This window comes from Bordetella sp. H567, assembly GCF_001704295.1.
Taxonomy (GTDB): domain Bacteria; phylum Pseudomonadota; class Gammaproteobacteria; order Burkholderiales; family Burkholderiaceae_B; genus Bordetella_C.
Window position 1 is genome coordinate 4,295,512 of sequence record NZ_CP012334.1, and the last position, 25,974, is coordinate 4,321,485.

At 63.3% G+C, this 25,974-nt stretch carries 30 protein-coding genes; 10 read left to right on the forward strand and 20 right to left on the reverse strand.

What is annotated here, in order from left to right; all coding sequences use genetic code 11:
- Nucleotides 1–2: 2 nt before the first annotated feature.
- Nucleotides 3–1,661: a methyl-accepting chemotaxis protein gene (locus tag AKI39_RS26190; protein ID WP_066639690.1), complete on the reverse strand. Its 1,659-nt coding sequence runs from the start codon at nt 1,659–1,661 to the stop codon at nt 3–5.
- A gap of 180 nt (nt 1,662–1,841) precedes the next feature.
- Nucleotides 1,842–2,186 (reverse strand): hypothetical protein, encoded by a 345-nt coding sequence (locus AKI39_RS19305; protein WP_066639693.1) that lies wholly within the window; start codon nt 2,184–2,186, stop codon nt 1,842–1,844.
- Nucleotides 2,187–2,591: 405 nt separating this feature from the next.
- Here AKI39_RS19305 and AKI39_RS26090 point away from each other — a divergent pair, with 405 nt between their 5' ends.
- Both AKI39_RS26090 and AKI39_RS26095 read left to right on the forward strand, forming a co-directional pair.
- Nucleotides 2,592–2,900, forward strand: a complete 309-nt coding sequence (locus AKI39_RS26090; protein WP_235610680.1) for an RNA polymerase sigma factor — start codon at nt 2,592–2,594, stop codon at nt 2,898–2,900.
- Nucleotides 2,882–3,229, forward strand: a complete 348-nt coding sequence (locus AKI39_RS26095; RefSeq protein WP_235610846.1) for an RNA polymerase sigma factor — start codon at nt 2,882–2,884, stop codon at nt 3,227–3,229. Before AKI39_RS26090 ends, AKI39_RS26095 begins: the two co-directional genes overlap by 19 nt.
- 62 nt (nt 3,230–3,291) lie before the next feature.
- Here the strand turns inward: AKI39_RS26095 and sctC are convergent, their stop codons facing one another.
- The 18 genes from sctC to AKI39_RS19400 all read right to left on the reverse strand — a co-directional run bounded on the left by sctC (nt 3,292) and on the right by AKI39_RS19400 (nt 18,605).
- The gene (gene sctC / locus AKI39_RS19315; RefSeq protein ID WP_066639695.1) at nt 3,292–5,058 is read right to left on the reverse strand and encodes a type III secretion system outer membrane ring subunit SctC; all 1,767 of its coding nucleotides are present in this window, start codon (nt 5,056–5,058) and stop codon (nt 3,292–3,294) included.
- A gap of 64 nt (nt 5,059–5,122) precedes the next feature.
- Nucleotides 5,123–6,202 carry a type III secretion system export apparatus subunit SctU gene (gene sctU / locus AKI39_RS19320; RefSeq protein WP_066639698.1) on the reverse strand — a complete coding sequence of 360 codons (1,080 nt, stop codon included), beginning with the start codon at nt 6,200–6,202 and terminating at the stop codon, nt 5,123–5,125.
- Nucleotides 6,199–7,002: a type III secretion system export apparatus subunit SctT gene (gene sctT, locus AKI39_RS19325; protein WP_066639703.1), complete on the reverse strand. Its 804-nt coding sequence runs from the start codon at nt 7,000–7,002 to the stop codon at nt 6,199–6,201. Before sctT ends, sctU begins: the two co-directional genes overlap by 4 nt.
- Nucleotides 7,003–7,017: 15 nt before the next feature.
- Nucleotides 7,018–7,284 carry a type III secretion system export apparatus subunit SctS gene (gene sctS, locus AKI39_RS19330; protein ID WP_066639710.1) on the reverse strand — a complete coding sequence of 89 codons (267 nt, stop codon included), beginning with the start codon at nt 7,282–7,284 and terminating at the stop codon, nt 7,018–7,020.
- A gap of 10 nt (nt 7,285–7,294) precedes the next feature.
- Complete coding sequence (gene sctR, locus AKI39_RS19335) at nt 7,295–7,969, reverse strand: type III secretion system export apparatus subunit SctR (RefSeq protein WP_066639712.1); 675 nt, start codon at nt 7,967–7,969, stop codon at nt 7,295–7,297.
- The gene (gene sctQ, locus AKI39_RS19340) at nt 7,960–9,288 is read right to left on the reverse strand and encodes a type III secretion system cytoplasmic ring protein SctQ (RefSeq protein ID WP_083228935.1); all 1,329 of its coding nucleotides are present in this window, start codon (nt 9,286–9,288) and stop codon (nt 7,960–7,962) included. Before sctQ ends, sctR begins: the two co-directional genes overlap by 10 nt.
- Complete coding sequence (locus AKI39_RS19345; RefSeq protein WP_145925323.1) at nt 9,285–9,893, reverse strand: hypothetical protein; 609 nt, start codon at nt 9,891–9,893, stop codon at nt 9,285–9,287. Before AKI39_RS19345 ends, sctQ begins: the two co-directional genes overlap by 4 nt.
- A 222-nt stretch (nt 9,894–10,115) precedes the next feature.
- Complete coding sequence (sctO, locus tag AKI39_RS19350; RefSeq protein WP_066639719.1) at nt 10,116–10,604, reverse strand: type III secretion system stalk subunit SctO; 489 nt, start codon at nt 10,602–10,604, stop codon at nt 10,116–10,118.
- Complete coding sequence (sctN, locus tag AKI39_RS19355) at nt 10,604–11,920, reverse strand: type III secretion system ATPase SctN (RefSeq protein ID WP_066639722.1); 1,317 nt, start codon at nt 11,918–11,920, stop codon at nt 10,604–10,606. The genes sctO and sctN overlap by 1 nt, the downstream gene beginning before the upstream one ends.
- A complete protein-coding gene (locus AKI39_RS19360; protein WP_066639724.1) occupies nt 11,913–12,593 on the reverse strand; it encodes an HrpE/YscL family type III secretion apparatus protein in 681 nt (226 codons plus the stop codon). The genes sctN and AKI39_RS19360 overlap by 8 nt, the downstream gene beginning before the upstream one ends.
- The gene (locus AKI39_RS19365) at nt 12,590–13,285 is read right to left on the reverse strand and encodes a SctK family type III secretion system sorting platform protein (protein ID WP_066639727.1); all 696 of its coding nucleotides are present in this window, start codon (nt 13,283–13,285) and stop codon (nt 12,590–12,592) included. Before AKI39_RS19365 ends, AKI39_RS19360 begins: the two co-directional genes overlap by 4 nt.
- Before the next feature lie 3 nt (nt 13,286–13,288).
- Entirely contained in the window at nt 13,289–14,059 is a 771-nt protein-coding gene (gene sctJ, locus AKI39_RS19370) for a type III secretion system inner membrane ring lipoprotein SctJ (protein WP_066639730.1), read from the reverse strand.
- A gap of 149 nt (nt 14,060–14,208) precedes the next feature.
- The gene (locus AKI39_RS19375; protein WP_066639734.1) at nt 14,209–14,616 is read right to left on the reverse strand and encodes a hypothetical protein; all 408 of its coding nucleotides are present in this window, start codon (nt 14,614–14,616) and stop codon (nt 14,209–14,211) included.
- A 34-nt stretch (nt 14,617–14,650) separates the two neighbouring features.
- Nucleotides 14,651–15,118, reverse strand: a complete 468-nt coding sequence (locus AKI39_RS19380) for a tetratricopeptide repeat protein (protein WP_145925324.1) — start codon at nt 15,116–15,118, stop codon at nt 14,651–14,653.
- Nucleotides 15,119–15,165: 47 nt separating this feature from the next.
- Entirely contained in the window at nt 15,166–16,650 is a 1,485-nt protein-coding gene (locus AKI39_RS19385; protein ID WP_066639740.1) for a YopB/SseC family type III secretion system translocon subunit, read from the reverse strand.
- A 32-nt stretch (nt 16,651–16,682) separates the two neighbouring features.
- On the reverse strand, nt 16,683–17,369 hold the full coding sequence (locus tag AKI39_RS19390) for a hypothetical protein (RefSeq protein ID WP_145925325.1): 687 nt from the start codon (nt 17,367–17,369) through the stop codon (nt 16,683–16,685).
- Nucleotides 17,370–17,469: 100 nt separating this feature from the next.
- Entirely contained in the window at nt 17,470–17,952 is a 483-nt protein-coding gene (locus AKI39_RS19395; protein WP_066639746.1) for a SycD/LcrH family type III secretion system chaperone, read from the reverse strand.
- Entirely contained in the window at nt 17,952–18,605 is a 654-nt protein-coding gene (locus AKI39_RS19400) for a hypothetical protein (RefSeq protein WP_066639758.1), read from the reverse strand. Before AKI39_RS19400 ends, AKI39_RS19395 begins: the two co-directional genes overlap by 1 nt.
- 290 nt (nt 18,606–18,895) lie before the next feature.
- Between AKI39_RS19400 and AKI39_RS25745 the strand changes: the two genes are divergently transcribed.
- The 8 genes from AKI39_RS25745 to AKI39_RS19440 all read left to right on the forward strand — a co-directional run bounded on the left by AKI39_RS25745 (nt 18,896) and on the right by AKI39_RS19440 (nt 25,956).
- A complete protein-coding gene (locus tag AKI39_RS25745; RefSeq protein WP_158515190.1) occupies nt 18,896–19,327 on the forward strand; it encodes a hypothetical protein in 432 nt (143 codons plus the stop codon).
- On the forward strand, nt 19,324–19,677 hold the full coding sequence (locus AKI39_RS25750; RefSeq protein ID WP_066639763.1) for a CDC27 family protein: 354 nt from the start codon (nt 19,324–19,326) through the stop codon (nt 19,675–19,677). The genes AKI39_RS25745 and AKI39_RS25750 overlap by 4 nt, the downstream gene beginning before the upstream one ends.
- Before the next feature lie 31 nt (nt 19,678–19,708).
- A complete protein-coding gene (gene sctV / locus AKI39_RS19415; protein WP_066639766.1) occupies nt 19,709–21,793 on the forward strand; it encodes a type III secretion system export apparatus subunit SctV in 2,085 nt (694 codons plus the stop codon).
- A 40-nt stretch (nt 21,794–21,833) separates the two neighbouring features.
- Nucleotides 21,834–23,213, forward strand: coding sequence for a type III secretion system inner membrane ring subunit SctD (gene sctD, locus AKI39_RS19420; protein WP_066639772.1), 1,380 nt, complete (start codon nt 21,834–21,836; stop codon nt 23,211–23,213).
- A 32-nt stretch (nt 23,214–23,245) separates the two neighbouring features.
- Nucleotides 23,246–23,479 carry a hypothetical protein gene (locus AKI39_RS19425; RefSeq protein ID WP_066639775.1) on the forward strand — a complete coding sequence of 78 codons (234 nt, stop codon included), beginning with the start codon at nt 23,246–23,248 and terminating at the stop codon, nt 23,477–23,479.
- 64 nt (nt 23,480–23,543) lie between these two features.
- Nucleotides 23,544–23,774, forward strand: a complete 231-nt coding sequence (locus AKI39_RS19430; RefSeq protein ID WP_066639779.1) for a hypothetical protein — start codon at nt 23,544–23,546, stop codon at nt 23,772–23,774.
- 232 nt (nt 23,775–24,006) lie between these two features.
- Nucleotides 24,007–24,903: a response regulator transcription factor gene (locus tag AKI39_RS19435; protein ID WP_083228937.1), complete on the forward strand. Its 897-nt coding sequence runs from the start codon at nt 24,007–24,009 to the stop codon at nt 24,901–24,903.
- A gap of 117 nt (nt 24,904–25,020) precedes the next feature.
- Complete coding sequence (locus tag AKI39_RS19440; protein WP_145925327.1) at nt 25,021–25,956, forward strand: response regulator transcription factor; 936 nt, start codon at nt 25,021–25,023, stop codon at nt 25,954–25,956.
- The last annotated feature ends 18 nt before the right edge of the window (nt 25,957–25,974 follow it).

A 25,974-nucleotide genomic window follows, 5' to 3' on the forward strand; every position in this document is an offset into this window, starting at 1 on the left:
GCTCAGGCGGCCAGCAGCGGCGGCTCGCCGCCGTGACGCGGCAACATGCCCAGCCCTTCGTCTCCATCTGCCGGCACCGCTACGCGCATCGCGGCCGCCTGCAGCGTGAATACGCTGACCAGCTGAGACAAGGTCGCCGCCTGATCCTGCAACGCAGCGGCCGCCGAACTGCCCTGTTCGACCAGATGGGCGTTCTGCTGCGTGACCGTGTCCATCTGCATGATGGTCTTGTTGACCTGCTCGATGCCCTGCGCCTGCTCGACGCTGGCCACGGTAATTTCACCGACCAGGGACGTGACGTGCTGCACGCTGGTCACCACCTCGTTCATCGTGACCCCGGCCTGCGTGGCCAATTGGCTGCCGCTCTCTACTTTCTGTGCCGAATCATCGATCAAGGCCTTGATCTCCTTGGCCGCGGCGGCGCTGCGCTGGGCCAGCGCGCGCACTTCGGATGCCACCACCGCGAAGCCCCGGCCCTGCTCGCCCGCGCGCGCGGCCTCGACCGCCGCGTTCAATGCCAGGATGTTGGTCTGGAACGCGATGGTGTCGATGATGCCCGTAATGTCGACGATCTTGCGTGCCGATTCGGATATGGACACCATGGTCTCGATGACCTGCCCCACCACCGCGCCGCCCCGGGTCGCGATCCCGGACGCCGACATCGCCAGCTTGTTGGCCTCGCGGGCGTGGTCGGAATTCTGTGAGACGGTCGCCGTCAGCTCCTCGATCGACGACACGGTGCTTTCCAGCGAGGCCGACTGCTGCGCGGTGCGCGAGGACAGGTCCTGGCTGCCCGCGGCGATCTGCGCGGCCGCCGCCGCGACGGTATCGGTACCGGCGCGCACCTGGCCGACGATGCCGGACAGGTTGTCACGCATGGCCTTGACGGCGAACAGCAGACTGCTGTCATCGCCCTTCCTGACCTTGACCTGCACACTCAGGTCGCCTTGCGCGATCCGGTTTGCGATTTCGGTCGCGTCGCGCGGCTCGCCGCCCAATTGGCGCAACAGTCCGCGCACGAACATGGCGGCGACAGCTACGCCCAGAAACACGGCTAGCAGCGACAGCGCCGCCATCTCCAGCTTGAAGTGGCCGGACACCGCCTGGGCGTGCATGGCGATGTCCCGATTCAGGCGTTCTTCCAGGTCGATCAGGCCGTTGATGTCAGCCAGCCAGGTCACCAGGGCAGGCGCCGCCTGGGAAAGCAGCAGGTCCGTGGCCTCCTGGGCCTTGCCGGATTGCTTCAAGGCGATCACGCGCTGCAACAATGGCATCGTGCGCGTCTCGGACTCCTTGATGCGGGCCAACGCGGCCTTTTCCTCCGGCAGCACGGCTTCGCGAGCGAAAAGCGCGTCCAATGGACGCGCCGAATCCGCGTAGTCCCTGGTCAGGCTCTCGATGCGCTGGACCACCTTGGACAGTTCCGCCGGAGCGCTCTGCAGAACGACATCACGCAGGGCGATCGACCGATCGTGCACGCTGCCTCGAAAATTGATGGCATAGCGTTGCTTGACGCTATTGATGCCATTGATCATGTTCAGGCTGTTGTCCACCGAGCGCATGCGCACCATGCTCAGCACCGCCAAGGCCACAAGCAAGCCCAGCACCACCCCAAAGCCCAGCGCCAACCGTGCCCCTACACTCCGATCCTTCAGTCGCATTTGCCACCACCCGTCGAAACGCATTCCACTGAACCTGCGGAATCACCGGCGCACGTAACGGATGCCATGGCCCTCAGGGCCGGCACCGGTGAAATATCCAGAAGGAAATTTTATCTTTTTTAAAGACGGAGCGGCGAGGCGGGAGAAAAAAGCCCGAAATCTTGAGAAGGGACTGGGTTTTCAGGTCGAGCAGGCGACATTGCCCTGCGCCCGCGGGTCCTCCTGCCACGACCGGAGGCCGGTGTCGATGCTGGCGCCGACTTCAGCGCCGGCGGGGTTCTCCGGGACGACATCGCCCAGATAGCGTGCCTCCAGCGCCCTGCACCGCCGGATCACCGCCTCTTCGACATTGCGCTTGGCGCGGTCGATGCTGCAAGCGCTGCCGCTTTCGTGGGCGGTCTGCCACCAATACCCCACATCGCGTATGTCCTCGAACCAATCTATGCGCCCATGCGTTTTGCCCGCGATGTCGATGTAGTTCCAGGAGTAAATCTGCGACACCCAATACATCGTCTTCATGCTCATGTCTCGGCTCCTCGCTTGAGGGCGCTCGCGAGGGTGGAATACGAGGCTGGCGGAGGGAGGACACCAGTCTCGCGATATCACACGCCTGCGAGGCCGGAGGCCATTCTAGGAAGTGGGGACAGCCGCAGGTATCCGAAAAATCTGAGTCCGCCGCATTCACCGCGCAGACCGGCCGCATCGGAAATTCCGACATGCGAAGAGGCAAGGGACGCGGGCCATTCGCGCTGTCGGTGGAATCCGAGCATAAATTCCTACACCCTATTCAGGGTGGATTAATCCGATTTTCTAGCCGCTGAAGGAACTGTCTTGCGACCGTTAAAGCCACCTGAATTTTTGCTTGCACACTTCGGTCGAGCCCCAGGGGTATTGCGCCATACTGGCCCGCCGTGACCTTTTGGCTACCCCATGCGATATCTCCAAGACAATCACCATGGCATCCAGGCGGCACCGCCCATCGCGTACGACGTGGCGACCAATGCCAATGCAACGAGCGCCGGCATTGCCATCGCCACGTCCCACAGCGCCTATGAAGCGGTCTTCCGTGAATTGGTCCAGAACCACGCCACCCGCCTGCATCGTTTCATCATCAAGCACATCGGCAACTGCCCCGATGCGGAAGATCTGACCCAACAGGCCTTCCTGGAGCGGCCAAGTCGTATCACAGCTTCCGCGGCGAATCGCAGCTTTCCACATGGCTGTACGGCATCGCCCTGAACCTCGTCCGCAATTACTTGTCGCGTGCCCCTGAGTGCCGCTACTTTTTCGTCGGCGAAGACGCGCTCAGCGACCATGCATCGCAGGACCTGACACCGGACGACGCCGCCGAACAAAACCAGACCTTGCGTCTGCTGGAAGAATCCATCGCCGAGCTGCCGGAAAACATGCGCAGCATCCTGCTGATGATGGGCCTGAACGATCTAACCTACGAAGAAGCCGCCGCCCGGCTTACTGTTCCGGTGGGCACCATCCGCAGCCGCCTGTCGCGCGCCCGCGCCGCCCTGCGTTCGAAGCTGGAAACCAAGGGCGTGCGCCTGGACGCCTGACCGGCCAGGCGAACGCCCGGACCGCGGGAGCACGCGGCCGGGACGCCATGACCGGCCCTCCATCAATCCGCGGCCGCCCCCTTCTGCAAGACTCGCGTCGGCCCCGGCTGCACCAGGCGCAGCGTGCGGTCCAGCCCGTCGGCGTACACGGTGGGCCGCGCACCGCCATCCCACGACCAGCCAACGGCATCGCCCCACTTGAGCAGCGACTCGGGAACCACCGGCGCGCCGTTGATCTGCACTAGACGAGGACGGATGACGAACATGCGCTCCCAACGCTTGCTCGTCTTCTTCTTGTGCGAGAACAGGGTACCGAGCCCCGGGATATCGCCCAGCAGCGGAATTTTGTTCACTTCGTCGTCATTCTGGGTACTGTTGTACCCCCCTATCAGCAGGGCCTGCCCATCACCGACCACCGCCAGCGTGCTGATGCTGGTCTTGGCCACCAGCGGCAGCCCGTCCTTGAACATCTCCTGGGATATCTTGCCATCCTCGATGTCCACGGATAGCTCGATCGCCCGCCCCTCGTCGGCATCGATGAAGCGTGGCGTAACGCGCAACGACGTTCCCACCGTGACCTCCCGCACATCGGCGACGCGCTCGCCGGTCAGCCTGATATAGAAAGTCTGGGACAAGTCGATCAAGGCGCCCATATTGTCCGCCGTCAGGATCGACGGCTTGGAAAGGACGTTCGCGTCCTTGTTGTTCTGCAAGGCGCTCAGGCGCGCGAGCAGGGCATCGGCCACGCTCAGGCCAATCGTTCCCATGGGCAGGCTGCCGTCCGTCAGCGTGCCGTCCGGCCTGGATGGCGTCGGACCACTGTAGCCGTACCCGAACTGCGCCTTGCCGACACGGCCACCCCATCTTATGCCCAGCTCGTTCGACACGTCGGCGCTTACATCGACGATCATCGCCTCGATTTCGATGAGCGTGGTCGGGACGTCCAGCTGCGCGATCAGGGACCGGTAGACGGCCATACGCTCCGGGATGTCCTGCACGATGATGGCATTGAGCCGAGGGTCCGCCTGTATCGTCGCGCGCAAGGTGCGCCGCCCGGCCCCGGGCCCGGCACCGCGGCCGGCGGCTGGCGATTTGCCGCCGACCAACGCGGGCACGGGGTTGCCCGCCAGCGGCGGCTCGTACACGGGCGGCTGATCGCGCAGGGGTGCCGCCATCGAGGCCAGCACCGCATTCCCCGCGCCCGGTCCGCTGCCGTCGATGAGGTCCCGCAGTATGGTCGCCAGTCCCGGCGTGGTGACGGTCTGGTTCCGATAGCGCACTACACGGTCGTTGACCGATGCATGCTTCAGGCGGAAGACCGCCACCTCCTGCCTGCCGGCCGTGGGCGGCAGCGCGTTGATGGTGCGCTCTATCAAGGCGACGTAAGCCGGCGGCCCGGAGACCAGCGCCAGTCCCTGGTCCGGCAGCTCGCCCCAGCCGAAGCGGTCGTCGATCACCCCAAGGCGATCCAGTGCGTCGCGCAGGCCCGCGATGGCGCCGTTGCCCACGCTGATGGTCTTCGTGACCATGGCGCTGGCCGGGCTGACGAACAGCGTCCCCGCATAGACGAACCAGTTGAAGCCGTAGACGCCGGCCAGTTTGTCCAGGAACTCCGTGGGATTGGCGGCGGTGAACTTGCCGTTGACCAGGCCCCCGATACCGGGGGCCAGCTGCAGCGTCAGGCTGAACCCGCTGGAGAAGCGCCGCAGCACGTCCTCCAGCGACTCATCGGAAGCAAAATAGGTGTAGGGCGCCAAGGGCCATGAAGGGGCGCCTTCGACATTGGCGGTCAACACGAGCGCGGCGATCGCCAGGCTCAGTCTGGGCATCGCTTTCCATTTTCGGGAACACCATCGCTGAAACATCGTTGTCCGGATCATTGATCATTCGTCATTACGCGTCTTCATGGGAATCCCGGCGGCTCTCCCCGTCTTCCATCGCCAGATCGCGCACGGCACGTAATACGTGCGCGACAGGAACGACAAGCTCGCTCGGGATGTATTCGTTTTCGCGGGCATCCGCCAGCAGCGCGCGGGCCAGCGGGACATCGCGCATCACCGGAATGCCGATGCGGCGCGCCATGTCTATCATCTGCAGCGCCACGCCGTCGCGGCCTTTCGCCACGACGATGGGCAGCGGTGTCTGGTCGGGCACATAGCGCAGCGCCACGGCGATGTGGGTAGGGTTCACCACAAGCGCGGAAGCCTTGCGCACGACCTCGGCCGGACCGGCGTTGCTCATTTCCTGGTGCAGCCGCTTGCGCTGTTGCTTGACCTCCGGCTGCCCCTCCATGTCCTTCTGCTCGCGCTTCACCTCGTCCTTCGTCATCATCAGGCGCTTGCTGCGCTGCCGGCGCTGCCACCCCATATCCAGTACGGCAATCACGAGGCAGAACACCGCCGTATAAAGCAGCAGCATCCGGAACAGGGCCCCATTCACGGCCAGGACGCCTTCCAGGCCGCCTTGTACGGCATGCACCAGCGGCCCCAGGCCAGCGCGCAGCAGCATCCACGTCAGCAGGCAAAAGCAGACGATCTTCACCGTCGACTTCACCACCTCCATCAGGTTCTTCATGGAGAAGATGTTCTTGACGTTGGAAACCACGTTCAGCTTGGTGCCGGACGGCTTGGCTTTCTCGGGCGCGAACAGCACGCCGATCTGCCCGAACTCCACCAACAAGCCGAAGCCCAGCACGATGAGCACAAAAGGCCATAGCAGTCCCACCCCCTCGCGCAGACAAACCTGCGCGGCGACCCTGAGCGCCTCGCGAAAGTCCATGGTGGTCAGGGTGGCGGGCACGGCCAGCAATCGCAGAAGGGACGTCAGGATCTCCTGCCCGTTCAGGACCACATAGGTCAGCAGCGCGAGCGCCAACATGGTCTGGCTGAAGTCGCGGCTATATGGGACATCCCCCTTCTTGCGCGCGTCCTGCAGCTTCTTCGGCGTCGGCTTTTCAGTCTTCTCGGCGCTCACGGAGCCCGCCAGATATGTTCCAGGAGGGGCACCAGGTCTATCGAGCGCCGAGCCTCCTGGTCGACATGCCCGAAGAGGATGCCGGCATACAGAATCAACACGAACAGGGCCAGCCCGGTCTTGATGGGCATGGCCAGGAAAAACACCTGGAGCTGCGGCGTGAAACGGCTGGCCAGCCCCAGGCCGAGCTCGGCAAGCAGCATGATGATGACTACCGGCGCGGACAGCAGGACAACCAGGTGCATCAGGCGGTCCAGCTGGGCCAGAAACAGGGGCAAGGCGTCGTGCCGTAGCGTGGGAAACCAGTGCCACGGATTCCAAAGACGAAAGCTGTCATACAGTATGGATAAAAGCAGGGAAATGCCGCCGCCCACGAAGAAAAAAACCCCGTATGCCAGTTGCATCAGAATGGCGGTGGGCGTCGTTTCCCCGCCCATCGTGGGATTCAGCAAGGCGCCCATGCTCGCGCCGCGCTGGTAGTCGATGACGCTGCCTACCGACTCAATAACCCAAAAGGGAATCGCCAGGAAGAATCCCAGCACCAACCCGATGAAGGCCTCTTTGACGACCAGCAGCACCACGTGGAAAAGCGTGATATCCCCAGCCGCCGCGGCCCCGGAAAAGGCCAGCGGCATCACCAGCAGCGCAAGGGCGATGGACACCGCGCCCCGCAGCCGGCCCGGCAGTATCTGCTTGCTGAAAACCGGAAGCATCATGCACAGAAGCAGGATCCGCGGCTGCGTAAGTGTGAAGGACAACAGCAGCTCATAGACAGCAGCGTAGGTGCCGGTACCCTTCATGCGGTTCCCCTCCCGTTATCGGACCGCACGGAACGATTCGAAGATCGATAGCGAGTAGTTGAAGATTTCCGTGCCTATCCAGCCGGCCGTCAGCAGCAGCGTTACGAAGACAGCCAGCAGCTTTATCGCAAAGGAAAGCGTCTGCTCCTGAATCTGCGTGAGCGCCTGGAACAGGGAAAACAGGGTGCCGACGACGGACGCCACGGCAAGCGGCGGCAGCGATAGCCAGAAGATCAGATACAGCGCTTCCTTCAGGTAGAAAATCAGTTCGGCGGCGTTCATGCGGGCTTTCCTAGGTATATGAAAGCACCAGGCCCTGGATCAGCTTGGTCCAGCCGTCCAGCATCACGAACAGGAAAAGCTTCAGGGGGATGGCGATGGTGACGGGCGACACCATCATCATCCCCATCGCCAACAGGATGTTGGAAACGATCAGGTCGATGATGATGAAAGGCAGATAAAGCAGGAACCCGATCTGGAACGCGGCATTCAGCTGCGAGATCACGAATGCGGGAACCAGTACCAGCAGGTTGTCTTCCTGCAAGCCGCTGGCTTGCTCCTGCCCCCACAAGGACGCCGCTGTATCCATGAAGAAGCGCCGCTGCGCCGGGCTGCTGTGCTTGACCATGAAGGCGCGCAGCGGCGCCGACCCCTGCTGTACCGCTGCCACCAAGGTGTCGAAACTCTGCTGGGGTTCGGCCTGCGCCGTGGCGGCTTGATAGGTCTTCCGCGCCTCGTCGACCACCTTGCCCAGCACCGGCGCCATCACATAGATCGACAGAATCAAGGCCAATCCGTTCAAGGCCATGTTCGGCGGGATCTGCTGCACGCCGATCGCATTGCGCAGCAATGCCAGCACGACCGAAATCTTCAGGAAAGAGGTGGTCAACATGATCGCCAGCGGCAACAGCGCCACACAGAAAACGACGACGATCAGCGCGACCGGATCGATGCTGTTCAGCCCCATGAATCACGGCCCGGGATCAAGGTCAGCACCCGCGCGCCTATCCTGCCGTCGATATCCACGAGTTCCGCCGTCCCGATCAAGGTACCATTGGCGCGGATATGCACCGGGCCCGCGTCGATCGGCCGCTGAAGGTCGAAGAATTCCCCTGGCCGCAGACGGCGCAGTTCGCCGAGCGTCATTTTGTGCTCGCCCAGGTCGAAGCCCAGCTGGACCGGGATGCGATCCACATCCGGTCCTTCGTGTCCTGCCGCCATGCGAGCCGGCGTCTCGGATGCGGGCGTGCCAGCCGCGCGCCCCTCATCGGCCGGGGCCTGCGGCGAAAAGTCGTCCAGCCCTGGCGGGAAGCCATCCTCGCGCGCGCGATAGTCCTGCATCGCCGCCGCGTCGTGCTGCTCCGATGGATAGCCGCCGTGTACAGGCAGGTGATTTTCCTCCGGTGCGTAGTCGCTTTCCGGCGGCCGATTTTCGTTCATGACTATGCAACTCCATTCCTGAATGACGACATAACGGGACGCCCCCGGCTCGCATGCCCGCACACGTAGGCCCTGGCCATTCGCCGTGGCCAGCCAGACGTCGCCGTCCAGGTCCGCCAGGCGCCGGTCGAACAACACGACGTCGCCCGGCTGCAGCCCCCGCACATCGGCCGCCTGCAGCGTGGTCTCGCCCGCCTGCGCCACCAGCAGGATGGGTAGCGCGTCCAGGAAAGCCGGTACGCCGGCGTTATCGGGCGGCGGCATGCGCTCCAGAAGATGGCCGAGGCACTGCAGGCCCGCGTCGTCCACCGCAAGTTCGGCCCGCAGGGACCGTACGGTATCCGGCGACCGTATCGATAATGTCCACCCATGCGGGTACGTCCACTGACCGTCGGGCAATTGGCCGCCGAGCACACGCATGCCGGGGCACAGTCCCGCGATGCCCAGCCCCGTCAATGCGTCCTGGATCATCGCGTCCCAGGCGGCGTCGACGAAGTGCGGCGGCAGTGTCTCGATCTGCAGATCCGGCATGCGGAAAGCAAGCCAATCGCCACAGATGCTCGACGCGAGCCGAACCCATAGCCGCGCGCCGTTCCACTCGAATCCGATCAGCCGATATGCGCCGTCCCCGCTATTTTCGCCGCGATCGGGGCCGGAAAGGGCCCATGGGCCATGCTTCCCATCGCGGGGACGCATACGGATATTCCACGGCTTGTCGACCCCGCCGGCGCCCGTGCGGATCGCTGGAGTAAACAGCCGGTTGGTGCCATGCCTGGCGATCACGCTCAGCGCCCGCGCCTGGTCATGGGACCACCGAGCCAGCCGCAGGGCTGTCGGTATCGTCATATCGGTCCCCGCGACAGCGCCGCGCCACCATGGGCCAAGATCGCTTCCTGCTCGCCGGCGTATGCATGGGCGCGGACTTCCAGCGCCATGCGGTCGGCGTCATGCGCGGCGACCTTGACGGAGACGTCGCGCGACAATTCCCTGGCGACCCGCTCTGCCAGCGCCGGGGCGCCGCGGCGCAGCCGCGCGCGCGAATGCTGGTTCACGCTGACGAAATCCACGGCCAGCCGCCCCTCCTGCTCCAGAACGGATAGCCGGGTGGCCGGCAGCAACTGGTCCTCCAGGGCGACAGCGATGCCGCGCTGGCGATCGTGCAGACTGTCCAGATAGACCTTGGTCACCACGCCACCCAGGGCCGCGAGGTCCGACGCGGTGACGGCGGCAACATCCAGAACCTCGCTTTCCTGGCGTTCGATGCCTCCATGCCTGCCCGCGACGGCCACGATATCGTCCTGGATATCGGCAAGGAGCGCACCGGATTCGGCGCTCACATCCGGGTCTTTTCGGCCCACGTCCGTGAGCGGTTGCTTTGCCCCGTCTCTCGACAGCAGCATCCTGAACAATGCGGTGTCGTGAGGATCCGGTTCCGATCCCGACAGCAGCATGCGGACGCCGTCCATGCGCGTCCGTCGCGCCATGTCACGCCCGGCCAGCGGAGCCGCTGCGCCGGCAGGCGCTTCCTGGCTGGGCAAGGGCCTGCCCGTCGACACATACATCTTTTTCCCTCCTGATTGATAGGCAACGTGCCGCCGCGCGCGACGGAGCGCCCGTGCACGCCGCTGGCATGCGCTGCGCTCCCGGCGGCGAAAGCAAGCGTGCCCACGCGTTCATATGGCAATCCTGCCGTGCAGCATGACGGCGGTTTCATCCAGCGCGTCATCCGCGCTGCGTTCCTCGGTAAGCGCGCACTGCCGGCGATGGATATCCAGTACCTCGACCGATTTGCGCGTGGCCCTTGCCGCGGCCGCCCGCACCAGCCGTCCCTGGTCCAAGGCGGTCTGCGCCTGGTCGCGCTTTTCCCTTGCAGCAGCCACGGCCCGCTCCAATGCCCGGGTACGTTGGCGCAAGGTATCGATTCTTGCGAAGGTACGCTCCAATTCCTTGCGATTGACCGGTTCCGCGAGCAAGGCCGCATACAGCGCGGCTTCCTCGTCGCTGGCCTGGCAGCGCCAGCCGTCCAGCTGACGCTGTTCCCGTTGCAGATGGACGTTCGCCTCCGTGCATTCGCGATGCAGCCGGCCCAGGGCCAGGACCGTCCGGTTCTCGCGCAGCGTGCGCAGGACCACAAGATCCTGCCGCAGGTTTCGCGCCATCATCAGTGCACCAGGCCCATCATCCGCGCCAGGGTGCCATCGAAGTTGTCCCTTTCTTCCGCGTCCTGTTTCAGGAACCGCCGTATGTCGCCGATCTTGCGCACCGCCTCGTCAGCCAACGGGTCGTTGCCCGGCTGATACTCGCCGATGTTCAGCAATAGTTCGATCTCGGCATGCTTGGCCATCAGTTCACGGACACGGCCGGCCGCCATGGCGTGCTCCGCCTGTACGACCTTGCCCATCACGCGGCTGGCCGAGGCCAGTACATCGACGGCGGGAAAGTGGTTCTCGGCACCCAGCTTGCGGGAAAGGACGATGTGCCCGTCGAGGATGGACCTGACCTCATCGGCCACGGGCTCCGTCATGTCGTCCCCTTCCACCAGTACCGTATAGAACGCGGTCATCGACCCGCGCTCGTTCATGCCGGCGCGCTCGAGCAACTTCGGCAGCACGGCAAACACGGAGGGCGGGAAGCCTCGCCGTGTCGGCGGTTCGCCGGCCGCCAGGCCAATTTCCCGCTGCGCACGTGCGAACCGCGTGACGGAATCCATCAGGAACAACACGCGCATGCCTTGATCCCGGAAGTATTCCGCGATCGCCGTCGCGACGAAGGCCGCCTTGACGCGTTCCATCGCCGATCGGTCGCTGGTGGCGCAGACCACCACGCTATTGCGCAGGTTATCCCCCAGTTCCCGCTGCAGGAACTCTCCCACTTCGCGGCCGCGTTCGCCGATCAGGGCCACTACCCGGACGTCCACGTCCGCGCCGTTCGCCAGCATCCCCATCAACGTCGACTTTCCGCCACCGGCGGCAGCGAAAATGCCCATGCGCTGGCCTTCACCGCAGGTCAACAGGCCGTCGATGACGCGTATGCCCAGTTCAAGGGGGCGCTGTATCGGCCGGCGCGCCAGTGGATGCGGCGCCGCGCCCAGGACGGGATAGGCCTGCGTGGTGATCAGCGGCCCGCGCGTGGCCTCGTCCAGCGGACGGCCCAAGCCGTCCAGCACCCTGCCCAGCAGTTCCATGCCGACCGGAACGGTCAGCGCACTGTCAGTGGGGATGACTTCCGTTCGCGACGAAATGCCGCGCGTGTCGCCGATCGGGGTCAGCAGCGCGGCGTCCTGCGCGAAGCCGATGACCTCCGCCTTGATCTCCTCGCCGCCGTCCGGGTCCCGCAGGACGCAAAGCTGCCCGACGCGGGCGCCGGCGACCGCCGCCCGTATGATCGTGCCGGTGACCTGGGTGACCCGGCCGACCACGTCGACGACACGGGCCTCGGAGACGCGGGCGCGGATGCCGCTGACGATGTGATCAAACATGATCGGGCGCCTGCCGGCTGTCGGGCCGTGCATCTTCCGCGGCTGTGGCGGCGCGCTCCAGCGCGTGCTGCAAGACATCCAACTGCCGGTCCAGGCTGGTCTCTATCGTACCGATCGGCGTTTCTATCCGGCAGGCCCCCCGTGCGTAACGATCGTCGGCGACCACATCTATGTAGTCCACACTGGGGAACTGCGACAGCAGCATTTGCATATGCTGGCGCACGAACGCGGCGTCGTCCGTATGGACGCGCAACAGCACGTTCTTCTGCTGCCGCAACAATGCCAGCCCGCCACGAACAACGGCGAGGATACGATCCGGCGCATCGAATTCACCCACGATTTTGCGCAGGGACGCGGCCACGACATCCACCATATCGCGCTCGACTTCCTTCAGGTAGGCCGATGTCCGTTGACTTATCCGCATCATGGCAGCGGCTTCTTCGGCCTGGGCTGACTGGCGTCCCTCCGCATAGCCACGATCGCGTTCGCTGCGATAAACATCCCGCGCCTGTTCCACGATGCGCGCGGCATCCGCCCGGGCCTGCGCCAGTACTCCCTGGGCATCCAGCAAGGCAAGGTGTTCGGCCCGCCGGACGATCTTGCCGACCGGCGTCACACGGGCATGCCGGGACGGGCCATCGCCCGCCGCTCTTGTATCGACAAGAAACGTCATTCCTCTCCCCCGATCGCGGAGGCGGCTTGCACGGCAGTCACCAGGCCCATCGCGACATCGTTGTCGATCGCGGTGGCCACCTCACGGTCTATCGTGCCCGCCGCCGCGCCGGGACACCCCGCGGCATCCGGCGTGGCATCCACCTGCGGCAAGGGCGGCAGCTTCAGGAAAAGCCGGCGCGCGACTGCCGGGTCGGCTTGCTCGAAGGCGGTGTACAGCGCGGCATGGCCGGCGAGCGTAACGTTGTGCAAGGCCTCGTCCGCGTCCCTGAACATCTCACCCGCAAGACCGGGATGCAGGCGCCGGCCGTCCCTGATCCAGCGCAACACGTCGCCGCCCAAGGCCGCGCACAGGGCCCGCACGGCTTCACCCGAGATGGCGTAGCGTAAACGCGGTGCGCACAGCACGACGCCGATACGGCGAACCAGCATCGTCAAGGCATCGCCCTGCATGACAGCAATGGGCAGCCCCTTCGCCGCGACGTCGGTCACCGGGACATCCAGCAAATCTTCCTTCTGGAGGATCAGGTGCGACCAGCGCCGATGCCACACCGCCGCAGAGGCCGGTACCGCTGCCAGCGCGGCAAGGTAGGCCGAGGACGCGTAATCCCCGTTACGCGAAGGATGCAGGGTTTTGCTGGGGAGGAAGTTGAACACCACCATCGCCCGCCCGCACAGCGACAAGTCAAACATGGATCAACCCTGCTCCAAGCCATCCAGGCTTGCGGACCTGCCGGGCATACCGTCATGCATACCGGTGGCGCGGCGGCCGCGCCACACCCACAACCCGGCCGCCCCCAGGACACAGGCCAACGTGGCGGCGCCGAGCATCCACCAGGCCCAGGAGGTGGACGCCGCGCCGCCGCTGTCGCGGGCCGCACCCTGCGGCGACAGGGACGCCGGCGCCCCCAACGCGGCGGCAGGCGGCGGCCGCTGGGCCACCACCAGCACAACCGAGACGCGGTCTTCGGCCAGTTCCGGAATGGCATGCGCGACCAGTGTCCTGATCTGCGGCCTGAGCACATCCAGGTTATAGCCGGCCTGATGCTTGATGAATATCGCCGCGCTTGCGGGGGTCTTCGCCATCTTCGCAGCGTCCTGGTCCGGCAGCACGACATGGACCCTGGCCACCAGTACGCCATCCATTTTGGTCAGGGTGCTCTCGAGTTCCTGAGACAAGGCATAGATATAGCGCGCCCGTTCTTCCAGCGGCGACGAAATCATGCCTTCTTTCTGGAAGATCTTTCCCATGCCTTCGAACCGCGCGCGCGGCAGCCCTTGCTGCCGCAGAATAGTCAGCGCCTTGGCGACATCGGATTGCGCCACCGATATGGTGACGCCGGTTTTCTTGATTTCCTTCTTGGCCGGAATGGCGGACTGCAGGAGCATGGACAGGATTTCGTTGGCCTCGCTGTCCGTGGTCGAGGAGAACAGGTCAACGCGATTCGAGCATCCCGCGAGCATCATCAGCCCGATCAGCAGGAGCTGGCACAGGAAGGGTCGGCGGTAGGGTCCATGACAGCGCGGCTGGGAAGGATGAGCCCAGTACGATGCCCTCCCGGCGACAGGCCGTTCGGCCGACGCATGGGAGGGAAGTTGCAAAGGCAATCGCAAATTCAGCCTCGCGACATGACATCGGCCGTGTGGGAAACCTTCCCTGCAACCTTGCTGACGACATCGATGCCGACAGACACCCGGCTAGTCGTACCCGCAAGACGCAACACATCCCGGATGGTGCTGCCGTCCAGGACGGGGCGCTGTGCAAGATCGGCGGCCATCGCGTGGGCCTGCTGCCAATCATTGGAAATACCCGCGAGGCCTCCGCGGACCCCATGCGCAATATGCGCCAAGGGCGATCCCAGGCCACCTGCGGATTCATCCGCCGCGTCCGTGTCGCCATCGCCACCGGACGGCGGCGCGTTCAGCGCGGCACGGAACAACTCGGCCTGCAAGGGGTCGGCCGCAATGGACGGCTGCCCATCACCTGCCGCCGTGGCGGCATAATCCAGCCATTCGATCTTCAACGTGAACTCCTAGGGAAACGCCGGGCGAACGCGCTCATTCGCGCATCGCTCTGGATAAGTCCTGTACAAACTCGGGCGCGACATCGCCTTGGGCAATGGCACGCGATAGCTTCTTGTCCGCCGCTGCCCGATGCCCGGCATCCCGCAGCATCAGACCTGCGCATAGCGCGACCAGGCCGTGGTCTTGATCGAGGCCCTCCGCCTTTTCCACCACGGCCAAGCCTTCCTGCGGACGGCCGGCAAGCGTGTAGACCATGGCAAGCCCCAATTCCACGATGGGATTGTCCGGGCGCAGGACACGCAGGCTGCGGAAAATGGTCTCCGCAGCCTGCGTCTGCCCCAGGAACGCGCCGATGAAGGCGATTTCGGCGAGGTCCTGGGCAACCTTTCGATGGTGCACGATAGCTCGCGGCACGCCGACGGCCGCCTCCTCTGTCAAGGATTTCGACGTAAGAGGAGACGACGCGGCAACGGGATCGCGTCCTGAAGCTTGCAATACCATCGGCGTGAGCGCTGACTAAAGGTGGAATCGAAGGACCAGAGGCTGGACTAGGCTGTCATTTGCTCGACCTGGATGGACGCCCTCTCCATCCCATCGCGCGAATAATTCCTGACCATGTCCGCACTCGCTTTCAGGTTCTGGGTGACCCGGTTCATGGCGCGTCCGGTGCTATCGTCCATGGCATCCATGTGTTCGCGGGCGACGTCGACCAACTGTTCCAGCTTGCCACGCTCGGCCTCGGCCATGCCGATATCGCGCTGCGCCCCGGCAAGCTGTACCTCCTGGAAGCCGTTTGTCACACCCATCGTTCCGCTTGTCCCGTTTGCCGCGGTCTGTGCGACTTTTACGCCGACCTCGAGTTTGGGTATCAATGCCGCCGTGGTGTCCTTGAGCGACATCGCAGCACCTGCGGCGGTGCCCTTGGCGGCCTGCATGGCGTCCTTGAACAGGACCGAAAGTTCGTTGAATCGGCCCGACGAGTCCCGCATGATCTGCAGCAGCTTCGATACGTAAGGTTCAAGCGACCGAAGGAAATTTTTCACGGCGTCCGCGACGACGTTCGCGGCACGCGAGGCAGCGGAACCCACCGCGCTGGTGGCGCCCGATGCGGCCTTGGTTACCGCGTTTGCCGCCCCTGCTCCCCAAGTCAGGGCCAGGTTGGCGCCCACAATGACCACCATGCCAATGATTTGCCCCCATTGCTCGGCTTTTTCGATGGTCGCCTTGCTGGCGCCCGCGGCCTTCGCGATGATGCCGAACAACTTCGAAATAGGCGTGGGATCGGAGAGCAGGATGCCCACGACCGAACCGATCGTATTGGCCAATGCGGTCGCGACCTTTTCGGAAACCAGGTATCCCACGGTTTCGACGGCTTTCGTCACGCCTTCCACCACGTTGATGTCGTTTTTCTGCAGGATGTGGTTGGCCATGCCCAATCCGGCCATCGCCAACATGGGCCATGCCCCTCCGGCCGTTACAGCGGTCGCGATAACGGCGATCGCCACCCCGATGTACGGCATATAAGGGCCCAGGTTCTCCGATACCCAGCTTGCCAGCCGGTTGTACCAGCGTCCGGCTTTCTCGGAGAGTTCCGCGGAGCTCTTCTCGAATTTCTCAACGCTGCTCAGCTTTGCCTCGATTACCTTGTCGACGGTGAACTTCATCTGTTCAACGGCGCGGGTGGAATCGGGATTCATCTGGGCGTTGTTGCTCTCCGTCGTGAGCTTATTGCTCTCTGAAATCGCAGCCCCCACGTTGATGTTGAGAGGCGTCGGTTCCACGAGCGGCGGGGTCGAGGGCGTGTCCGGTGACGCCAGGGTCGGTGCCCCATTGGAATTGAATAGTGCGTCAGGCTTCTTCTCGTCCAGGCGCTTTACTTCCGTCCCGGAGGGAATGCCGGCGATCTCGCTCAACACCTGCAGGATCGAATCGAGCGGGTTGCCCGGTTGCGGCGCGGCTGTTTCACGACCTGTTTCCGCCATTGCACCGGCGGGCCAGAAAAGCCCTGCGGCGTTCTGAAAACTTGTTTCCATAGCAACCTTCGAAAAAAATACTGATACTTTGCTCAGGCGAGCGTACGCACGGCGGCGCGCAGGTACTCAACTCGCGTGTCGGCCATCTTCTCCACGCGCTTGGTGGTATCGGCGACGTCCCCATTGCGGCGGCGCTGGATGTCCGAGGCAAGTTGTACGTCGCTGTCGCTCATTTGACCGAGGACATCCTTGTACCTTTTCTCGATGTCGAACTTCGTTCCCTGGTCATCCCCGATAGCGGTGACCATCCCGCCCACCCCTTGCTGGAGGAACTGCCCCGACTGGCCCACCTTGTTCCAGGTATCGATGCTATTGCCGCGTGGCGTGTAAGTGGTCATATTCGACACGGAGCCATCCGCGACCGCTTTGTTCATCTGCCTTCCAGCGCCCGCGGCGCCGCCGAGGGTGACCCCACCCGCGAACATGGAAAGCACGCCAGAGGCCATTTTCGTCGCGAACCGCCACGAAGCCGCGCTCTGTTCCCTCTCGCAGGCCTCGAAGACAAAGTTCCGCTTCTTCTGCAAGCCGGCCTCTCGCCGAAGCAGGGCTTCCTTCATATCGTGGGCGTTCTGCTTGAGGGGAATTTCCCCGAGCAGCCGCTCAGCCTCGGCCATGGCACGCAACACGGCCGATTCCGATCCGAAGACCGGCATTGCATCGCCGACATCCGGAGATCGAACCGGCGTAGCGGCATTCGGAGATTGAATCGGCGTAGCCATACCAGGCATCGTTGATGCAGGGACAGTAACCATGATGAACACTCCATATAGATTGGTAGGTTTCGAACTACATCGTGACCCTGCGCGAAAGCAGAATCGATCAAGCGGCGCGCCTGAGCTCGGCAAGGAGCTGGTTGCAACGCCGCTTCACCGGCTCGTGTTCCGCCTTGCTGCACATGGCTCGCGCAAGGTCGAACGACTCCACGGCGCGGGCATGCTTGCCCATCGCCCTGAAGCAGTCTCCCGCGTGCATGACCACAGCGGGATCACTCGCGTCCATGAGCGCCGCGACGGAATACATCCGCATGGCTTCTTCATGGTCGCCGAGCATCTGGGTGGCAGCGGCCAGCCCTTTCATATACCGGACTTGATGATGGTCGTACATCACCAGCTGCGCGAACAAATGCTGCGCCAGGTCGTAGCGAGCCTCGGCATACAGCTTGTAGGCCACGGCATACAAGACCTTCCGGTCCTGGGCCGGAATCCTGAGGGAATCCCCCAGGGGAGCGCCATCCCGGAGGATCTTGCGTACCCGAGCGCGGATATCGGCGCCGAGATCCTGGCCGCGATAAGGCATCGGCATCACACAGAACCCACAATCCGCGCGAAGCCCATGCCGATCGATTGGGACGACTTGATCAATCCCTGGACCTGGGTCTGGTGCTGGCTGATGTTGCCGACCAGCATCCCTTGTTTCGTGTTCGTCATGGTCTGGAACCCGGCGATCTCGTCGCGTAGACCGTCCAGACGGGTCTTGAGGGTTTCGAAATCGCTCTTCTTGGAATTTTCCGTCATGGGAACGAGGCCAAGCGCCTTGAGCATCTCGTTCAATTTCGTCAATTTTTCGTCTTCGTAAGCCGGCGCGGACTTGTGGTCCTTATCGCCCCTGTCCTCCGCCCGCTGCTTGAGGATTTCCTGCAGTTCCTTGAGGGAGGGATTATTGTTCTCCTTTCCGCTGGGGATAGGGAACAGTTCGAGGAAATCTCCGACAGCCGCGACCAGCTCGGTGTTCTGACGCGTTTTCCTGATAAGCTGCGCCGAGGTCTTGTTGTTCTGGACCAGCCATTCCCCATACGACTGGGAAATTTCGTTGCACATGGCCATTGCAGCGGTGATTGCCTGGGCCCAGCTTTGCACCGGAACGTCGGCATAGGCGCTACCGGCCAATCGGCCCTTGATAGATTCGCCATAGCCGGCGTAATTCCGATACGCGGCCATACCGATTGATTCGCTCATTCTGAACTCCTTGTTTGCTGCTGCGAGCCCATACGACAGACTCGCGGCGTAGGTGCCCTCCCCTCGATCCGCGGTTCCCCCTGGCCGGGCCGCGCATTCAACACTTGATCCGATATTTCGATGCCGATGGAACAGGATTCGGCTGCCGGTTACTACCGTGACCTTACACACAGTCAATTCATATCCAGAGCGGCAGACCTTATGCCTGCTGGCTCAGCGTGTCGCGCTATCGACGCCTGTACCGTTCAGTGCTGCTGTTGCCGACGGATTGAATCCAGGATGCACCCAGAATGATCTCGTCCACTTCCCTGCTCTCCGCTCCTTCGACGATCGGCGGCGTACACCCCGTCGGGGACAGCGACGTCGCCGCGCGCCGCCTTGATAGCGCCAAGGGATGGGGAGCCGCCTTGCGGCGGCCAACGCTTGTCCCGCCCGCACCCGTCGCGTCCGGGCTGGCAAGGTTCCTGCAACAACCCAGCGTGGAACTGGCGATGCTTCACGACCTGCAGCCGGTGATCCGCGTCTCCAACTTGCAGGATCGGGCCACGTTCGACTCGGTGCTGCAGCGATCGCGCCGCAGCCTGCGCGATGCCGCGGCGCAGGACGGCCCGCACGACGCCGCCCTGCAGGCCGCGGTGCATGCAGCCCTGCAGGCGCTCGACCGCAACGTCGTACTGCGAAGGCAATCGAGCTTTACCCAAAACGCGCTGTTCCAGGGATGAGCCGAATCAACGCGGTCAACCTTCCCGACGAGTCCATCGAGTTACTGCAGGTGCTGGGGTTCCTTCAATTTCAGAACGGCAACCCGCGGGACGCCATGGCATTGCTCGAAGCCTGCGACCACGCCGGCGGCTGCAAAGGGCGCTCGCTAATCCTGCTCGCGCTCGTGCAGCTACGCGCCAACGCGCCTGAAAAGGCGCTGTCCACACTCGACCGCGCGGACCCAGCCGCGCTCGCCCAACCTTCGTATCGTGTCGTACGCGCGCAGGCGCTGGCGGCGCTGGGACGTCACGATGAAGCGCGCCAGGCCATGAAGGCCTACGCCGCCACGCGTCTCGGCGCCGCCTCGTAAAACGTCCTGCTTGTCAGCACCAGCCTCACTCATGCAAGCAATTCGACGTATTATCGCTATCGCGACCAGCCGTAACGACATCCTGCTGGCCGCCACCGTCATGGCCATCGTGTTCATGATGATCCTGCCGATGCCAACGGCGGTCATGGATGTCCTTATCGCCGTTAACATCTCCCTGTCCTGCGTACTGCTCATGGTGGCGATCTACCTGCCGTCCGCGCTGGCATTCTCGTCCTTTCCCGCGGTGCTGCTGGTCTCGACGCTGTTCCGCCTGGGCATATCGATCTCCACCACGCGCCTGATCCTGCTTGACGGCGATGCGGGCCACATCATCGATACCTTCGGCAATTTCGTCGTGGGAGGAAACCTGGTCGTCGGCCTGGTGGTATTCCTGATCCTGACGCTGGTGCAGTTCATCGTGATCACCAAGGGTTCCGAGCGCGTAGCGGAAGTCGCCGCGCGCTTCTCCCTGGACGGCATGCCGGGCAAGCAGATGTCGATCGACGCCGATCTTCGCGCGGGCGCGATTCAAATGGACGAGGCACGTCGCCGCCGCAGCGTCGTGGAAAAGGAAAGCCAGCTTTATGGCGCAATGGACGGCGCGATGAAGTTCGTCAAGGGGGACGCCATCGCCGGGCTGATCATCGTCGCCGTCAACCTGCTGGGCGGCCTGTTGATCGGATCGGTTCAGCGAGGCATGAGCGCGAGCGAAGCAGCGCTGACCTACTCCATCCTGAGCGTCGGCGACGGCCTCATCTCGCAGATACCGGCGCTGCTGACGGCTATCTGCGCCGGGATCATCGTCACCCGCGTTCCCGTCGGGGACAAGCCATCCAACGTGGGCACAGACATCGGCGCACAAGTCATGGCCCAACCTCGCGCGCTGATGATCGCCGGGGTGATCGCGCTCGGCATCGGACTCATCCCCGGCATGCCGACCGTCGTGTTCCTGGTTCTCGCGGGACTGCTCGGCCTGACAGGCTTCGTGTTGCTGAACAACCCGCGGCCGGCGCGCGGGAGTGGGGCCGCCGGCGGCGCCGCCGACGGCACATTCGGTTCGGAAGACGATGCGCCCGCGGAGGGAGCCCAGCCGACGAAGTTCGCGCCCGCGGAACCGATCACGCTGGAGATCGCTGAAGTCCTGGCGCTGGACATCGATGAACACGCAGTGAAGGGCGAATTTCCAGCGGTGCGCTATGCCGTCTACCAGGAACTGGGCGTGCCGCTTCCGGAAATCCTCCTGCGCCGCGGCAAGCAGCTGCGCGACCACGCCTACCAGGTGCTGTTGTTCGAGGTCCCTGTCGTGCATGGAACACTGAAAACCGGCGCCGTACTCGTCCGCGAGGGGTCGCGCAATCTCGACGCCATGGGCATTCCCTATGAACGCGATACCGGGGGCCTCGCCAACGAATCGGCATTCTGGGTATCCCGCGATCACGCGCCCGCGCTGGACAGCGCCAATGTTCCCTACCTGCTCCCCCACCAGATACCGAGCTGGCATCTCTCCCTCGTACTACGCCGGCACGCATCGCAATTCATCGGGATACAGGAAACGCGCCAGCTCCTTACGGCCATGGAAGAGAACTTCGCGGAACTCGTAAAGGAAGCCCATCGAGTCATGCCGATACAGAAAATCGCGGAGATTCTTCAACGCCTGATTTCCGAAGAGATCTCCATACGGGACATGCGTGCGGTTCTGGAGGCGCTGGTCGAATGGGCACAGAAGGAAAAGGATATCGTCCTTCTCACGGAATACGTCAGGATGGCGCTGAAGCGATACATCAGCCACAAGTATTCGAACGGCCAGAACTTCCTGCCGTCCTATCTCTTGGCGCCGGATGTAGAAGACGTGGTGCGGGACGCCATTCGCCAAACCGCTGGGGGCAGCTACCTGGCCATGGATCCGGAAAAATCGCAAGCCTTGCTGGACAGTATCCGGCGCACCGTGGGTACGCTAGAAACGACCGTGGCCAGGCCTGTGATTCTCACCTCCATGGACATTCGTCGCTACGTCCGCAAGCTGATCGAGCAGGACCTGTACCAACTTCCGGTCCTCTCCTATCAGGAGCTGGTCCCGGAAATCAATGTGCAGCCCCTCGCCCGGGTGGACCTATGAGTCATCATGCATACCGGCTGGTGGATAGCGGAGCACTGTTATGACCCAAGACCTGGAACTGCGAGTCCTGTCGGGGCTACACGACGGGGCACGATGCGCCGTGCGAGACGGCGCACTGATCGGCTCGCAGGGACACTGCGACGTGGTGCTATGCGACGACGGTATCGCAGGCGAGGCGGCGCGCCTGCGGATGGGTACGGGAAGCTGGGGCATGAGCATGCCGGATGGCGCCGTGGACGGTGCCACACCCGACGCCCCCTATGGAACGCCGCTGCCACTCGGCCCCATCCTCTTGACGATTACCCATGCGGCAGCGCCTTGGCCGGCCCCCGATCAGATTTTCGATGCACGGGAAACCGCCAGTGAGCGCTGGGACGACCCTGCACGCGCGGCAATGCTGCAAGATGGAACTACCGGGGCAAGTGCCGCCGCTGCGTCGGCATCGGGCCAGAGCAGCGCCAGCGGAAAGGCGCAAACAGGCCGGCCTTTGGCCACCGGCGAAGATCCGATGCGGCCCCCAGGATCACGCCGCCGCAAAGGGCTGGAATTGCGGTGGGCGGTAGGCGGCCTGCTCATTCTGCTCGTCTTCGGTAGCGTGGCTTCATTTCCTCCCGCCAAGGAGGCGCCCAGCCCGCGTATGGCGACGGGCATGACCACCGATACGGAACCCCTGCTGCGCGCACAACGTGTGCTGGCGGAACGGGAATATGCGCGACGCGTGCGCGCCAGCTTGAGTGCGCAACAGGAAATCGTGGTGACGGGGTGGGTTCGTGACGAACTGGAACACGACCGCCTGGCCACCGACTTGAGCGCCATATGGCCGCTGCCAGCGATGCGGGTGGGGAAAGAGAGCGAGCTCAAGGCCTGGATGCACAGCCGCATGCAGGACCTTGACGTGCATGCCGTCATTCTACGCACTGGCGATGAAGACTTGGTCGTCCGTGGCATCGCGGGATCCGACGCCACACGGCAACAGGCATACCAACGATGGCGCGAAGAAGCCGGCACCGTGCCGCGTCCCGCGATGACGCTGCTTCTTCCAACCGATGTCCAACACGCGCTGGATCAAGCGGTGGCAGCCGCAGGGCTACCCGCGCTCGCTTCCCGCTGGAAGGACAAAGTCCTGCAAGTCAATCCGGGCGGCCTGGATCCGTCGCAGCGCCCACGACTGCACGCCGTGCTGGATGCGCTGAATCCTGTGTATATGGGTGCGCTGCGAGTGGAAGGCGAAAATCCCGTGCCGGCGTCAGCGGTGCCGTTCCGCGTCCAGACTGTCGTTGGCGGCCGGCAGCCGTGGGTAGTCCTGGAGGACGGAACCCGTATCGTCGTCGGCGGCAAGCACGGCGCTTATCGGCTGACCTCGGTCGAAGATGGCAGCGTGATATTCGACGGGCCAACCACCGCCGTCATCCCTCGGTAGCGCTGCCCTACCTTTCCCGGCATCGACAAACCATGGCTCCATCACCGAATCAGTCCGACATCGACGAGGTCCTTGAACTCTTCGGCCATTCGCCGGATCAAGATGCCACCCGTTCCATGCTGCAAGAAATGCGCGACATCGAAGAGGCCGCGCGGCGCCTGATGCGCACGCGGCTGCGTCGCCAGGAGTTCTCCGAGGTCGCGGCGCTGGCGGAAGCCTCCAAGGCCGCGCAAACCATACTGGCGTGCCTGCACGCGGATCGATAACACGACCGCAGCCGGGCGGCATCGGCCCAAACCATTGAACCCCCTTCCCCATGGAGAAAACCCAATGATCGCCAATAACACTCCCGCCACCAGCGTCAATTCAATGGATCGAGAGACGAGCAATCTTGACGCCTCGTTCCAGGACAACATGAATTCACCTGCGGTAGACATCGCCATGGCGCAGCAATTCGCCATGCTTAGCAGCAACGTCAGCTACAAAGCCGCGTGCGTCGCGGGGATGCTCAAGCTTACCGTCAGTTGCTGCAAAGACATCGTGCGCATCGTTGGAACCTGATTTACCGGCCCGAATAACGCTCGCGGAAGGCCACAAGTGCGGCTGAGTTTGCATCGACCAAAGTACAAACTGCGCATCACAACACAGACATTGCGCATATCGTTCCAAAGCATGAGACGCCTTGCAACAAAAGGTGGAAATGATCGTTCCCGTATGTTAATAATTGCTATACCACGCAGGCCGCCGCTGCAACGCGTCGGACGTTCCTGCGAGCGTATGGAGGAAGCGTTTCATGACCAGCTCTCATGCAATGAAGCAAGGCGGTCGTCTACTTCTCGTGGACGATAGCCCCGCGGACCTCAGGCTCTTGGTACAGCTTCTGAACCACGAAAACTTCAAGCTTATGGTGGCGCTGGATGGAAAGCAGGCATATGAACGCGCCACTGCTCAGCCGGCTCCCGATGTGATCCTGATGGATGTGTCGATGCCACGTGTGGATGGCTATGCCACGTGCCGTCTGTTGAAGGGCAATCCGCGCACAGCGCACATCCCCGTCATCTTCATCACGGCCTCGGCCAGCCTGGACGAAAGACTCAAGGGTTTTGATGCCGGCGCGGCGGACTACGTGCCCAAGCCATACAATCCGGAAGAGGTTTTGGCGCGGGTGCGCGTACAGCTGCAGAAAGCGCAGCGTGCCACCGTGCCTTGCACGGCTCCCGAAACCAAGCATCACCACCCGCCCGCCAACACCCCAGGCGCGAGCGTCGACCAGGCGTTGCGCTTCCCCTCAATATCGAACGAGCAAGCCATCGTCAACACCACCAGGCAATACCTGGCGGATCATCTCTCCGATGCGCCGTCGCAGAAACGACTGGCACGACTGATCGGCGTGAACGAGAAGCGGTTGACGAATGCATTCCGCTCCCTGCTAGGCAAGACGATCCACGACTATCTGCGCGACCAGCGTATGGAGAAAGCCAGGACGCTGCTGCAGGATTGTTCGCTGACCGTCGCCGAAATCGCGGATCAACTAGGCTTTTCCAGCCCCGCCAATTTTGCGTCGGCGTTTCGCCGGCAGCTAGGCTGCAGCCCCGTTGCGTTTCGCCGACACTTGGGCGAGCCCGTCTCTCTGATCGAACGCGCCAATGAAATGCCAAAGCCGACGAGCGGTGTTTTTCAAAAAGTATGAGCGCGATTTTAAAGGCACGTCTATCAAGCTTTACCTAGGATGGATACGACGCTTCCTGCCGCGGCCGCTGGCGGCTCGAAAAACGTGTAAAGCCGTATCCATACATAAGGAGAGGACGTGAGTTATCCCACCATATCTGAACCCCGCATTGCCCCGAGTCTGGATGCCGCTTCCCAACCCGGATCCGCGGGCACAATGCAGACCGGCGTTCTGCCCACCACCTACCGCCGGCCGTCTCATGTATTGATCGTCTCCGACGATGCATCCCAGCTGCGGGCCACCACCGACTTCCTGCGCAACCAGCTCTTTCGCGTCACGCTTTCGTCTGGATGGCAGGGCTATTATCACGCGCAGGCTTGGCGTCCCGACATTATCCTTTTGGACGGTGCGATGCACGACATGGACCCGTTCATGATGGGTCGCTTGATGATGCAGACTCCGGATACGCAAGGCATACCGCTTATTTTCCTGCTTGACCCCGGAAGCCAGGCTACAAGCCGTGAAGCATTCTCGCTGGGCGCGATCGATTGCATTACCAAGCCGGTTTACCCTGAAGAACTCCTGGCCCGCATATCGGTACATCTGCGCAGGATGCCTACCCGCGATCAAGATGGGACCCAGCGGTCCCGCACACCGGCGGCGGAAGAACTGCTGCTGCGCAATGCGCTCAACGCGATTGCCACGGATGTGGGAAGCATCCATACCGTACGCCAGCTGGCCCGCCAGATCGGCACGAACGAACGCAAACTGTCCGCGCTATTCAAGTCCAGGATGGGAAAGTCGGCACACAAGGTGATCTTCACTCAGAAGATGGAAACGGCGCGTCGCCTGCTTGCGCAAACCGGAATGCCTGTTCGCGAAGTCGCCAATCATGTGGGATTTCGCAGCGTATGCAATTTCTCCGTCGCGTTTCACCGGGATCAGGGGATTACGCCTTCAGGATATCGCCGCCAGGCGCGTGCGACGCGAGGGCAAGACATGACGGCGGGCGATGATCTGACGAACGTCGCAGACGAAGACGCCACCGCTCAGGGCGGATCGAGGGACCATTAATCCAGTCCGCCGGGACGG